Origin of the sequence: Fulvivirga sp. (assembly GCF_040220315.1) — a bacterium.
GTDB lineage: Bacteria > Bacteroidota > Bacteroidia > Cytophagales > Cyclobacteriaceae > Fulvivirga.
In genome coordinates this window covers 1-12,398 of record NZ_JAVJUY010000074.1, presented here as the reverse complement: position 1 = coordinate 12,398, position 12,398 = coordinate 1, and the positions used below count along the sequence as shown (strand labels likewise).

At 37.2% G+C, this 12,398-nt stretch carries 14 protein-coding genes; 9 read left to right on the top strand and 5 right to left on the bottom strand.

Annotated features, from left to right (window positions below; genetic code table 11):
- Together RLO81_RS03350 and RLO81_RS03345 are read left to right on the top strand one after the other, a co-directional pair.
- Positions 1-647, top strand: a 647-nt coding sequence (locus RLO81_RS03350; RefSeq protein WP_350107221.1) for a polyprenol monophosphomannose synthase, incomplete at its 5' end; no start/stop codon positions are given.
- 217 nt (positions 648-864) lie between these two features.
- On the top strand, positions 865-1,122 hold the full coding sequence (locus tag RLO81_RS03345) for a hypothetical protein (protein WP_350107218.1): 258 nt from the start codon (positions 865-867) through the stop codon (positions 1,120-1,122).
- Here RLO81_RS03345 and RLO81_RS03340 read toward each other — a convergent pair.
- Together RLO81_RS03340 and RLO81_RS03335 are read right to left on the bottom strand one after the other, a co-directional pair.
- Positions 1,119-1,532 (bottom strand): (4Fe-4S)-binding protein, encoded by a 414-nt coding sequence (locus tag RLO81_RS03340; protein WP_350107215.1) that lies wholly within the window; start codon positions 1,530-1,532, stop codon positions 1,119-1,121. The genes RLO81_RS03345 and RLO81_RS03340 overlap by 4 nt on opposite strands.
- A gap of 57 nt (positions 1,533-1,589) precedes the next feature.
- Positions 1,590-2,810, bottom strand: a complete 1,221-nt coding sequence (locus RLO81_RS03335) for an ABC transporter permease (RefSeq protein ID WP_350107212.1) — start codon at positions 2,808-2,810, stop codon at positions 1,590-1,592.
- A 39-nt stretch (positions 2,811-2,849) separates the two neighbouring features.
- Between RLO81_RS03335 and RLO81_RS03330 the strand changes: the two genes are divergently transcribed.
- From RLO81_RS03330 to RLO81_RS03300, 7 genes are all read left to right on the top strand, one after another.
- Positions 2,850-4,022: an exo-beta-N-acetylmuramidase NamZ family protein gene (locus RLO81_RS03330; protein WP_350107209.1), complete on the top strand. Its 1,173-nt coding sequence runs from the start codon at positions 2,850-2,852 to the stop codon at positions 4,020-4,022.
- 33 nt (positions 4,023-4,055) lie between these two features.
- The gene (gene fmt / locus RLO81_RS03325; protein WP_350107206.1) at positions 4,056-4,973 is read left to right on the top strand and encodes a methionyl-tRNA formyltransferase; all 918 of its coding nucleotides are present in this window, start codon (positions 4,056-4,058) and stop codon (positions 4,971-4,973) included.
- Positions 4,974-5,276: 303 nt separating this feature from the next.
- Entirely contained in the window at positions 5,277-5,723 is a 447-nt protein-coding gene (gene tnpA / locus RLO81_RS03320; RefSeq protein WP_350107203.1) for an IS200/IS605 family transposase, read from the top strand.
- A gap of 131 nt (positions 5,724-5,854) precedes the next feature.
- Complete coding sequence (locus RLO81_RS03315; protein WP_350107200.1) at positions 5,855-6,358, top strand: dihydrofolate reductase; 504 nt, start codon at positions 5,855-5,857, stop codon at positions 6,356-6,358.
- The gene (locus tag RLO81_RS03310) at positions 6,355-6,804 is read left to right on the top strand and encodes an acyl-CoA thioesterase (RefSeq protein ID WP_350107197.1); all 450 of its coding nucleotides are present in this window, start codon (positions 6,355-6,357) and stop codon (positions 6,802-6,804) included. Before RLO81_RS03315 ends, RLO81_RS03310 begins: the two co-directional genes overlap by 4 nt.
- Entirely contained in the window at positions 6,801-7,592 is a 792-nt protein-coding gene (locus RLO81_RS03305) for an SDR family oxidoreductase (RefSeq protein WP_350107194.1), read from the top strand. Before RLO81_RS03310 ends, RLO81_RS03305 begins: the two co-directional genes overlap by 4 nt.
- A 135-nt stretch (positions 7,593-7,727) precedes the next feature.
- Entirely contained in the window at positions 7,728-8,270 is a 543-nt protein-coding gene (locus tag RLO81_RS03300; RefSeq protein WP_350107193.1) for a DUF4287 domain-containing protein, read from the top strand.
- A gap of 3 nt (positions 8,271-8,273) precedes the next feature.
- Here RLO81_RS03300 and RLO81_RS03295 read toward each other — a convergent pair whose 3' ends face one another.
- The 3 genes from RLO81_RS03295 to RLO81_RS03285 form a co-directional block, all read right to left on the bottom strand.
- The gene (locus tag RLO81_RS03295; RefSeq protein ID WP_350107191.1) at positions 8,274-9,692 is read right to left on the bottom strand and encodes a TolC family protein; all 1,419 of its coding nucleotides are present in this window, start codon (positions 9,690-9,692) and stop codon (positions 8,274-8,276) included.
- The gene (locus RLO81_RS03290; RefSeq protein WP_350107190.1) at positions 9,689-11,050 is read right to left on the bottom strand and encodes an HlyD family secretion protein; all 1,362 of its coding nucleotides are present in this window, start codon (positions 11,048-11,050) and stop codon (positions 9,689-9,691) included. Before RLO81_RS03290 ends, RLO81_RS03295 begins: the two co-directional genes overlap by 4 nt.
- Before the next feature lie 4 nt (positions 11,051-11,054).
- Positions 11,055-12,398: peptidase domain-containing ABC transporter (locus RLO81_RS03285; protein WP_350107188.1), on the bottom strand; the 1,344-nt coding region annotated here is incomplete at its 5' end.

Sequence of the window (12,398 nt, the reverse complement as noted above, 5' to 3'; positions counted from 1 at the left end):
TAGTGGATGATGGTTCACCTGATGGTACAGGTAATATTGTTAAGGAACTGCAACAAACTAATTTGGGTGAAACTACACTTCACCTGATTGAGCGTTCGGGCAAATTAGGGTTAGGCACAGCCTATATTACAGGATTTAAGTTCGCCATTGAAAAAGGCTACGATTTTATTTTTGAAATGGATGCCGACTTTTCTCACAACCCCAAAGATTTAATCAGGCTTTACGATTCTTGTGCTAAAAATGGCAATGATCTGGCAATAGGTTCGAGATATATCTCTGGTGTAAATGTGGTCAATTGGCCTATGGGTAGAGTAATTATGTCTTACTTTGCCAGTATTTATGTTCGATTTATTACTGGAATGCCCATAAATGATACCACCGCTGGTTTTGTTTGTTTCAGAAGAAAGGTTTTGGAGGCCATCGACCTCGATAACATTCGATTTATTGGATATGCCTTCCAGATTGAAATGAAATTTACTGCCCTCAAGTTTGGTTTCAAATTAAGTGAAGTGCCTATTGTTTTTACTGATCGTACACGCGGCAAATCAAAGATGTCAGGCTCCATTTTTAAAGAAGCTTTTTTTGGTGTAATTCGGATGAAAATTGACAGTCTTTTCAAAAAATATATTCCTACAACTGCCTCATAATAAAAAAATATTTAATTTTTTTTCTACGATATCACGCTGATCATCACAAATTGCTTTATTCCTACTTAAAACGCTGATTTTCAATTTTATAATTAGGTAAAAACACCTATAAAATTGATTGAAAACCACTAATTATTTAGCCAAAACACATGACTTTCCCAATTTATTCGGTGTGGTTTATTGCTTACAATTGAATTACCAAATGTATGAATGAGCGATGATGGTAGAATTAGGTGAATTATTAGACTTAGGAACAGTGGGTGAAAAAGGTTATAAATCCAAGATAGAATACATTCTTACAAACAATAAGGATGAATTGAGTAGGATTGAAAAAACGGAGGATAAAATAAACTACTTTATCAATCATTTTGTGATGACTGATTATGATTCCAAACAATTAACAATCTTCTTAAGGAAGTTCGGAGAAGAAGGTTTTCTTCAAATGATTAAAGAAATTTCAGTTAATTTATGTTAACCCTGAAAGCCTTCATTTTTATGAGAACCATCGCAAAACGGTTTATTTGCTGAGTGTCCACATCTGCAAAAAGCAGCCTTTTCTTTCACTTCTTTAGATCCATCTTTATATGTGATTTCACATCCACCACTCACCATTAATGGTCCATTTTCTAAAACTGTTACTTCTATATTGCTCATTTCTTTATTATTTTCTTCATTATTCAAGTAATAACTTAATGCTCCGGAAGGACATTTTTTTACCTGATCCATTATTCTATTTGTTGAAGCGCCTTCAGCATCAATCCAGGGTTTCTCTTTTGGTTTGAAAACTTCGGGCAATCCGCGCCAGCATTTTTCAGAATGTATGCACGTTTTTGGTTTCCACACAATGGTTACTTCTCCATTGGTATATTCTTTTACTGGTTCCATTTTTAATCAATAGTTTATCAGACATAAGTTAAGCAACGAAAAGAGGATACGCCAATATTAATCGAACTTTATGCTCTTTATTGGTCTTATTCTGGATATGAGAATGGTAGGTATAATAATTATAGCAGTTACAACCAAAAGCGTTAGCACGTTAAGCGCTACAACAATTTCCCAATTCCAACCTATTGGAACATAACTCATGTAGTAATCCCTTGGGTTAAGGGTAATAATCTTGAGGTAATATTGAATAAAACAAATACCTATGCCTAGTACATTTCCTAGCAATAATCCTTTGGCAACCAATTGAATGCCATTAAGACTAAATATACTACGAATGAGTGCATTTGTACCACCTAGCGCCTTTAGCAGGCCAATCATCTGAGTACGCTCCATTATTAAAATGAGAATAATGGAAATCATGTTAACACATACAACAAAAAGGATAATACCTAAAAATATATTTACCTGACGGCTGATCAAATGCAACCACTCAAATATCTGAACGTATTTATCGCTCACCTTTTGTACCCATAAATCAAGCGGCACTGCTTCGTTTAAGGCTTCCTCCACATAATCAATCTGGTCAGGATTTTTAACAAATACTTCCAGCCCTCCTGCAATACTATCTGGCCAATCGTTGAGTTTTTTTATCAATCGAATATCTCCTATCATAAATTTATCGTCATAATATTCTGATAGATTGGTTTCATAGATACCAACTACATCCAGTTTTCTATATCTGGGTGGGTTCTGGAAAAAGTGAATGATTATATCATCTCCAAGGTTAATATCCAGCTTGTCAGCCGTATTTTGGCTGATGATTATTTCTTTGGAGTAACCGGAGTCGCTAAAATTGATAAAACGTCCCTTTTTTAGATTTGGTTGAAACCGCTCCCGATCGAAACGTTCACTCACACCTTTAATCACCATCCCCGTAACAGCATCATCGGTTTTTATCAGACCTGCCTTATGGCTGAATTCCTGCACATGATCGATATATGGGAAAAGCTCTGGGTTATTGTACAGCGGTGTATTTATAGAAATTGGATATTCTTCAAACGAATTGTCTAATGTATATTTAGTAACCTGCAGGTGCGAACTAAAACTGTATATTTTATCTGTAACAGTATTTTGAAAGCCCTTGAGTATCAGAAAAGAGACAATCATTGTGGCCAGGCCTACGGAAATACTGACTACAGCAATTTTATGCACAGTAGAAGAAAATGTTTTGTCTTTGTTCTGAGTGATTCTTCGGGCTATGAAATAGGACAGGTTCAAACGATTTCTTTATTTTTAACTTTCGACAAATGTAAATAAATGCAAAAACCCATCGTCTTATTTATCCTATTACTTACCAATATTTCATGTATCGGGCAGCAAAAAAACACTGATTCTGAAGGAATTATAGTAGCAGCCGCCCAAACTGATTTATACTTACCCTTGCTTAGCGAAAAGAAAGTTGCGCTTTTAGCAAATCATTCTTCATTGGTGGGTGACACGCACCTAGTGGATTTACTGCTAGAAAACGGGGTTACAATTACAAAAGTATTGGCGCCAGAGCATGGCTTCAGAGGTGATAAATCAGATGGAGTGGACATAAAAGACTCCAAAGACGAAAAAACAGGCATCCAGATTATATCCATATATGGTGATAATAAGTTCATTCCTGAGAAGCTCATTAATGATGTAGATGTACTTATTTTTGATATCCAGGATGTTGGAGTGAGGTTCTACACGTATATCACAGCAATGCATTATGCTATGGAGGCGTGCGCTAAAACAGGCACTAAATTCATAGTTCTGGATCGACCGAACCCAAATGGCATGTACGTAGATGGTCCTATATTAGACCCAAAAATGAAATCGTATATTGGTGTGCATCCCATTCCTGTAGTGCATGGCCTTACAGTAGGTGAATTAGCTACCATGATTAATGGCGAAGGTTGGTTAAGCATAGGTAAATGTGAGCTCACCGTAATTCCGGTAAAGAACTACACACACGCTACCACTTACTCTTTACCAGTTAAGCCATCTCCAAATTTACCTAATGATCAGGCTATCAAGCTTTATCCATCATTGGCTTTATTTGAAGGTACAGTAGTAAGTGTTGGTAGAGGAACACAACAACCTTTTACAATTATTGGTCATCCAGAATTCGCTGAATTAAAATATACATTTACGCCTCAGTCGATACCAGGAATGTCTGTTAACCCACCTTTAGAAGGTAAAAAATGTTATGGGTATGATCTTTCTTACATTAATTTTAAACCCCAGTTTACACTCAAATACCTATTGGAATTTTATGCGATGTCTGATGAAAAAGACAAGTTTTTTAAAGACTATTTCAATAAACTCATTGGCAACACTACCACCATGCAACAGATTAAAGACGGGTTGAGCGAGCGAGATATTAAGGCCACCTGGGCTGGTAAACTAGCCACTTATAAGAAGATGCGAAAGAAGTACTTACTATACAAAGATTTTGAATAGTGCTTTCCTAGCTTTGTAGCAACTTTTTCAAAAATGCAGGATTTAAGAATTATATATATGGGAACGCCAGACTTTGCAGTTCCCAGCTTAGAAATATTAGTAGAAAATGGGTTTAATGTTGTGGCTGTTATTACAGCTCCTGACAAACCCAAAGGCAGAGGACAACAGCTGGCAACTTCTCCAGTAAAAGATAGTGCAGTAAAATATAATATACCTGTATTGCAGCCTACCAACCTGAAAAGCCCTGATTTTATAGAAGAGCTAAGAATCTACAATGCTAATTTACAAATTGTGGTAGCATTCAGAATGTTGCCAGAAGTGGTTTGGGATATGCCCGAGATTGGCACATTTAATCTACATGCTTCCCTCCTTCCACAATATCGCGGTGCCGCACCTATTAATTGGGCAATCATCAATGGTGAAAAAGAAACAGGTGTGACTACTTTTTTTCTAAAGCATGAAATTGATACAGGTCAAATCATTTTCCAGGAAAAAGAGCCTATAAACGAAGATGATACTGTTGGGGATTTATATGGTAGGTTGATGCAAAAAGGTGCACAACTTGTTTTAAAAACAGTAAAGGCCATTCAGGCAGAAGATTATCCCCAAATAGAGCAAGATGAAAGCGTTGAAATAAAACATGCACCTAAAATTTTCAGAGAGACATGCGAAATCAACTGGAATCAGCCTACCCAACGCGTTTATGATTTTATCAGAGGCCTTTCGCCCTACCCTGCTGCCTGGACAACCCTAAATGGTAAAAATCTTAAGATATACATCACTAAACCAGTGGTTAAACCTCACAGCAAAAATGCAGGAGAGTATAGTACCGATGGAAAATCTTATCTACACTTCGCTACTAATAACGGCTTTATTGATGTGAAAGAGTTACAACTAGAAGGCAAAAAGCGTATGGAGGTTGAAGAGTTTTTAAGGGGAAATAAATTATAATTCTAAAGGAATAAAGCAAAATACCATCTCATCTTGAAAGGATTAAATGAGAATAGAATCCAATTTCATAGAAAGTATCCATGATGGGTTCAACCCCTTTAGGGTTTCAATTTTTTAGATTTTTAATTTTATTCACATTTAATCCCTCTGGGATTGATATTAGGTAAATTAATAGTAATTATTTCCAATCCATATTGTGAATGGCAATCAAAGTGTAACCAAAGAATTGAAAGAGCGAATCCCAAAGGGATTCAACATAAATAGAAAGTTAAATATTATAGCAACCCTGAAAGGGTTTAACCAATGAGCACGTACACACAGATTTTATATCAAATTGTATTTAGCACGAAAGGTCGAGAGCGAACTCTATCTAAATTAAACAGAGAGAAATTGTTTAAATATATTTCAAGGTTATTAGAAAATAAGAAATGTCATTTGTATCGAATAAATGGTGTTGAAGACCACATCCATATATTAACCCATTTGCATCCAACAGTTTCTATTTCAAGTCTGGTTAAAGATATAAAGCTTGCAAGCACGGCATTTATTAAAGAGGAAAGACTATTTCCAAATTTTAAGGGTTGGCAAGAGGGTTATGGAGCATTCACCTATTCAATCAAAGCCAAGGAAAGGTTAGTTAATTATGTAATGAATCAGGAAAAACATCATGCTGAATCCTCTTTTTTGGAAGAATATAAGAATATGTTAATATCACATGAAGTTGAATTTGATGAAAAATATTTACCGTGATGGGTTCAACCCTATCAGGGTTATAATTAGTTAATTTTATTTTTTATTAATGATTAATCCCTCTGGGATTGTCAGCAATTCTGGAATAGCAATTTAAACACCGCTAATTCAGTTAAGGTTAAAAGTTGAAAATGAAAATATCAATGATAGCGGCTGTGGCCGAGAATAGAGTAATAGGTAAGGACAATGACCTTGTTTGGCGATTGCCAGATGATATGAAGTTCTTCATGCAAAAAACAACCGGCCACCATGTGATCATGGGCCGTAAGAACTTTGAGTCATTACCACCAAAATTTAGTCCTCTACCTAACAGAACAAACATTGTGGTAACACGGCAAAAAGAACTAACCATTGAAGGCGCCACTGTGGTAAATTCCTTGGAAGAGGCGATAGCGATAGCCAATAAAAATGGTGAGCAAGAAGCTTTTATCATTGGAGGTGGCGAAATCTACAAATTAGGTCTTACTATTGCTGATGCCATGTATCTGTCTGAAATAAAAGAATCATTTGATGGAGATGCTTACTTTCCAGAATTTGATAAATCGGAATGGGTGGAAGTTGAGAGAAAAAATCATCCGATTGATGAAAAACACAAACATGAATTTGACTTTGTAACTTACGAGAGAAAAAAATGACAGATAAGCCACTTAAAAAGGAATTTGAAGTTCAATGGTCTGATCTGGATCCGAACAGGCACATGCGCCACTCGGCCTACAATGATTATGCCGCACACATGCGTTTGAAGATTTTTGAAGAGGCGGGCATCAGCGTTAAACTAATGGAAGAATTAAAGATTGGGCCTATTCTTTTTAGGGAGGAAACTATTTTTCTCAGAGAAATAGGCATGCAAGGAAATATCACCCTCACTGTGGCATTATCTAAAATGCGCGAGGATGGCACCCGCTGGTCGTTTTACCATGAGATTTTCAGACCTGATGGTATTAAAGCTGCTGTTTTAAATATTGATGGGGCATGGCTGGATTTAGAGAAGAGAAAGCTTGGTCATCCCCCACAAGAAGTGGTTGATCTTCTAAAAAGAATGCCGCGCACTGCTGATTTTGAAATGGCTCCTGCTAAATGAATTTAAAAAATAAAGTTGTCTGGCTTACTGGGGCATCTTCCGGAATTGGAGAAGCACTTGCCTATGCACTTTCAGAAAAAGGATGTAAACTCATTATTTCAGCAAGAAGGGAAAGTGAGTTAGAGCGAGTTAAATCATCCTGTGCCGCTCCAGAAAATGTGAAGATTTTATTCTTAGATCTGAGTGATGCAGAAACTCTCAAAACCAAAGTGTCTGATGCCGTCAGTTTGTATGGTTCTATTCATATACTCATTAACAATGGCGGGATAAGCCAACGATCTTTAGCTGCAAACACTTCGTTGGAAGTAGATAGAAAGTTAATGGAGATAAATTACTTTGGAACCATTGCCCTCACCAAATATTTACTGCCCCATTTTAAAAAGCAAGACGGTGGCCATATTGCTGTTGTTACAAGCCTTGTAGGTAAATTTGGTACGCCCTATCGCTCAGGTTATGCAGCTTCTAAACATGCGCTACATGGTTTTTTTGATGCCTTAAGAGCCGAGGTTTATCATGATAATATTCGGATTACGATGGTTTGTCCGGGATTTGTTAAAACCAATGTATCTGTTAATGCATTGACGGAAGATGGCACAAATCTAAATAAAATGGATGATGCTCAAGCCAATGGAATGCCTGCAAATGTATTTGCCAGAAAAATGATTCGAGCAATTGAAAAAAACAAAGCCGAAGTAAATATTGGAGGCAAAGAAGTTTATGGCGTGTATCTAAAACGATTCTTCCCTGCTTTATTTAATACGATAGTGCGCAGGGCTAAGGTGAGATAGTACTATTCAAAATTCGGTTCAACGAATTCGTTTTCACATTTATTGATAGCAAGGTTTGGCAAACTCAATGCACCAAACTCATTTGCATGAATTTATTATCTTTATTTAAATCCTAAAGAAATAAACATTTTGAAAATGGAACCTGCGCTGAAAACAATGATCGACAATATGCCAGAAAAAACGGGCAAGTCGCTGGAGGAATGGAAGAAACTTCTCAAATCAAAATCATTTGAAAAACACTCAGAAGCTGTGAATTTTCTTAAAAAAGAGCATGGTGTAACTCATGGTTTTGCCAATACTATCGTGCTATTGTCTAAAGAAGATAATAGCACAAATGAAGATTTAGTAGCTAACCAATATGAAGGCAAAGAAACTCTAATGCCTATTTATGAAGAGCTTTTAAAAGTAGTTACCAGCTTTGGCAAAGATGTGACAGTCACGCCCAAGAAAGGAAGTGTAAGCATTATCAGAAAAAGGCAATTTGCCTTAATTAAACCTGCTACCAAAACCAGAATAGATTTAGGATTAAAATTACCGGGCAAGGAATTAACAAAACGTCTGGAAAATTCGGGCCCTTTCGGAACAATGTGCACGCATAGGGTTCAGCTCACTGAAATAAAAAACATTGATAGCGAGCTAAGGGACTGGCTAGAGGAGGCTTATGAAATGGCTAAATAATAATTAATTTCTACCTAAATTGCTCACACCAGCCGCCCAATAAAGTGTTGCCACATCTTTTTGGTAGTTTGATTTAAGCTTTAGCAATTTAGACTGTGACTCTATGAGTTTGTCCATTTGCACATTGAGCTTAAATAAATCGCTTTCGCCATTTTCCAGATTGAGGCGTTCTGCGGTTAACAACAATTCATAATTATTCACCATCTCCTGCTGTTGCTGCAAAATGCTGGCAGTTGTTACTGCTTCATTATACTGGGCGTTAATATCGTTCATTACCTGCCTTTCAGTAAAATCAAGCTGAAAACTATTTTGTTCTAATTTGATATTTGTCTGGCTTAATTTGGCTCTTTCTTTCCTTAAAAAAATCGGAAAAGCAAACTCCACACCTACTTTATAGTTTTCATCAAAAATTATATCGTTGCTGTTTCCTTCATAATCAAAAGGCTGATCTAACAGGTAATAGTTTAAGTTTAGTTTGGGCTTGATGTTTTCACGCGCCAATCGTCTATCTACCATCAACGATTGATTTTTAAGATCTAATTTTCTTAGTTCTGGATGGTTTTCTAATGCCAGGCTCAGCAATTCTGAAAGCAGCGTAGCTGAAAGCATATTAACCATAGGCTGTTCAGGAATAACATTAAGCTCTAATTCCAATGGAGCGCCATTGGCAGTCCATAAATGGTTGGCCAAATTCAGACCAGCCTTTATTCTATCTACATTGGCTTGTTGCATGGCCGTTATGCGGTTAAGCAAATTAATTTTGGCTTGTACTGTATCAATTGGGGAGGCCTCGCCAAAGTCATGTGCCATCTTTGTTCGATCAAAGATATCTTGCGCTAATACAATACTTCGCTGTAGTAATTCGTAGTTGTTGTAAGCAAAATACCACTCCCAATAATCTTTGGTTGCAGTTAACAAAATTTTGTTGATGGCCTTAATCTGCTCGGCTTCGGCCATTTCCTGAAGAAGTTGTGCCTGCCTGATAGTTGCCCTGCGCTGATCTATAAATAAGCCTTGTCCTATTGGTACAGAAACACCTGCATATACTTGTTGATAATCGGTGGTTTCTGAAATAAAATTTTCCGGGTTGAGATTATCTCCAAGATTTCTTTCAACACCTACTACAGGATTGATAGGAAACCAGGTAGGTATTTTTAAAGACACATCCAGTTTATTATAATAGTCAGAATCCTTGAATTCCTTGAAATTCCAGTTTCCTTCTAATTTAGGATCAAATGAACCTCGTGCCAGTCGTAATTCCATAGCCGCGTCAGCGGTTAACAACTCGGATTGTTTAACAATGGGGTGGTTGTTAATAACCAGGCTGTAGTACTCATCAAAAGTAAGTACTACGGTGGTATCTGACTGGCCAAAGACGCTGAGCCTGAAGCTAATGAAAAGCAATAAAACTAAAACCCTCATTTTTTATCTTTCTTTTCAGCTTCTTCTTTTGCTTTTTGAGAATCCAGATCTAACGGCTCTTCATACAAACTTGGAGGGAAACCATTCAGGTTTCGCCAGATTTCGTACCAAATAGGCACATCATCCAGCATAACCCAGCCTTTGGTTCCAGAACCTACCCTCAATAAAGATGGCCACGGCTCATCATCCGGATCTGGTGTAACCAATATTCTAAATTCACCAGCCCTACTATTCACATAGTCTATTACTTTCACCTCGCCACCAAAAGTACCTACCGATACACTCGGCCAGCCCGATACCTGTAGGGCAGGCCAGCCATCAAACTCCACTCTAACCTTTCTGCCCTTCGACAACAGCGGTACATCCATGGCCTTCACATACATTTCCACGGCCATATCCGGGTTTTCGGGCATTATGGTAACAACGGCTTCGCCTTCTTTTATAGTTTGCCCAATACCTGCTTTTATGGCCTTTACGACATAGCCTGACTGAGGAGCAATTAATTGATACTGGTCATTTCTAATTTCCATATTCGCAAACTCATTTCGAGTTTTGGCTAAATCGGCTTCAGAATCATATAAACTCGCCAATGTTGCATTCAACTCAGATTCGGACTTACTGATTTTATCCTGATACTCTGCCTGAACACCGGCCAGGTTTATCTGAGCATTAATGAGTTCTGCTTTGGTTTGTAAAAATTTGTTTTCAGAAGAAACCACCTTCATTTTAGATTCCTGATATTTCGATTCAATATCCTGATACTTTGTTAAGGCTATGTTGCCAGCTTCGAATAAGGTTTTGTTCCTGGCATACTGACTTTCAAAGTTTCTGAATCGAATTTGCTCGGCTTCATAATCTACACTATCGCTTACGAGCTTCAGTTCTGTTTGTTTTAACTTGTTTTGTGCTTGTTTATATTTTACATCTAACCCATTTCTTAGCGCTCTAATCTGCATTCTAAGAGCCTCTGTTTTTGATTTTTTCGATTCAATACTATTCTCTTTGGCCTTTACCTGTTCCGATAAACGCGTCAATAGATTCGGGTCAAAGAATTTGTCTTTTATTTCGCTTAATGTAACAATGGTATCGCCCTTATTCACATATTGGCCTTCACGAATATGCCAACTGGCAATTCTGCCTGGTATAGCAGACTCTATAGTTTGAGGCCTGTTGCCAGGGGTAAATGCTGTTATTTTTCCTGTACCTCTTATGTTCTGCTGCCAGGGTACAAAAAGCATAATGAAAAATACACCAGATAAACCCATTAGCCAGCGCGCTAATGTTCGGCCAGCGCTAGGTGTTCTCAGTATTTTTAGTGTATATAACTGATTATCAGTAAGCTCTTCTTTTAAGTTCATGGTGTTAATTAATGATTTTGCTTAATTCATCAGATTTAACCAGGTCCTCAAAAGGGCCTTCTGTTTTTATTGTTCCTTCTTCCATAAGAATAACACGGTCACAAGCGGCCATAATAACCGGATCATTAGACACTACAATGAGTGTCCAAGGGTTGTCGTCACTTGCAAGCATATTTATCAGTTCAAGACGTTCTCGTTTTAAAAAGTCATTAAAGAAATCATTCAAAATCAACAACCCGGGATGTTTTGCCAAACATCGAGCAAGAATAATTTTATTCACCAACCCGTTGGAAAGTCCTTTTCCACCACTTAGCATTGGCGTGTCTAACCCTTCGGGCATATTATGAATCGCATCGTCAATTCCCACTTTATTTATTGCCCAAAGTGCGTCTTCAGACTTAGCATGCGGTTTAGAAAGTAAGATGTTCTCAATGATGGTTCCTTCAAAAATATCTTCCTGACTGACATTTTTGCCAATTTTATCTCGCATATTAGTCACATCTAAATCTCTCAACGAGTACCCATCCATAGTAATTATACCCTCATAATTCATATTAAGGCCAGCGATGGTATTTGTTAAAACAGTTTTACCGGAACCCCCTCCACCAGAGATACAAACGCGCTCACCACTTTGAATATTCAAATTTACATTCTGTAAGGCATATTTATTCGAATCTGGAAATTTGTACTTTAACTGCTTTATTCGAATATTAAACCCTTTTCCTTTGTTAGTAGGGATATCCAGACCACCACTCTTTTCCAATGGAAGATCTGTAACCTGCGATATTTTATCAACAGCAGTAAGCATGTCATACACAACATCCATGTACATGATAATTTTCTCTACGGAGCTCAGCGTTAAGATGATAATCACTTCTGATGCAACAAATTGACCAAGGGTAATTTCCCTTTGTATGACCAGGATAGTGCCAATGATAAGTAAACCGCCAGTAACAAGGGCTTTAAAAAGTAGTATGAATGCGTACTGACTGATAAGTACACCAAAATGTGCTTTTCTATTTCTTAGGTAGTTATTTACGTTATAATCTGTTTTTCTTATTGGTAGAGGCGTGTTACCTGATAACTTAAAGGAATTGATCGTTCTTGCCAATTCTTCAAGCCAATACACAACTTTGTATTTATATTTTGATTCTTTTATTGATGACTGTAAGCCTTTAGGGCCAGTGAAGTAGAATATTAAAACAAGATTACCCACCAGCACTAAACTGAAGAATACGAAAAACGGGTGATAGAAAGAAAGCAGCAACAACCCAAAAGCTATTTGAATAGCACCGGCCGATAAGTCTATCAATAATTTAGGTAATCCTTTCTGGATGGTTAGCACAAC

Excerpts from the sequence above, each read along its gene's own strand:
- fmt (WP_350107206.1), top strand. The coding sequence starts at position 4,056 with ATGCAGGATTTAAGAATTATATATATGGGAACGCCAGACTTTGCAGTT.
- tnpA (WP_350107203.1), top strand. The coding sequence starts at position 5,277 with ATGAGCACGTACACACAGATTTTATATCAAATTGTATTTAGCACGAAA.
- RLO81_RS03315 (WP_350107200.1), top strand. The coding sequence starts at position 5,855 with ATGAAAATATCAATGATAGCGGCTGTGGCCGAGAATAGAGTAATAGGT.
- RLO81_RS03305 (WP_350107194.1), top strand. The coding sequence starts at position 6,801 with ATGAATTTAAAAAATAAAGTTGTCTGGCTTACTGGGGCATCTTCCGGA.
- RLO81_RS03300 (WP_350107193.1), top strand. The coding sequence starts at position 7,728 with ATGGAACCTGCGCTGAAAACAATGATCGACAATATGCCAGAAAAAACG.
- RLO81_RS03310 (WP_350107197.1), top strand. The coding sequence starts at position 6,355 with ATGACAGATAAGCCACTTAAAAAGGAATTTGAAGTTCAATGGTCTGAT.
- RLO81_RS03290 (WP_350107190.1), bottom strand. The coding sequence starts at position 11,050 with ATGAACTTAAAAGAAGAGCTTACTGATAATCAGTTATATACACTAAAA.
- RLO81_RS03345 (WP_350107218.1), top strand. The coding sequence starts at position 865 with ATGATGGTAGAATTAGGTGAATTATTAGACTTAGGAACAGTGGGTGAA.
- RLO81_RS03330 (WP_350107209.1), top strand. The coding sequence starts at position 2,850 with ATGCAAAAACCCATCGTCTTATTTATCCTATTACTTACCAATATTTCA.
- RLO81_RS03295 (WP_350107191.1), bottom strand. The coding sequence starts at position 9,692 with ATGAGGGTTTTAGTTTTATTGCTTTTCATTAGCTTCAGGCTCAGCGTC.
- RLO81_RS03340 (WP_350107215.1), bottom strand. The coding sequence starts at position 1,532 with ATGGAACCAGTAAAAGAATATACCAATGGAGAAGTAACCATTGTGTGG.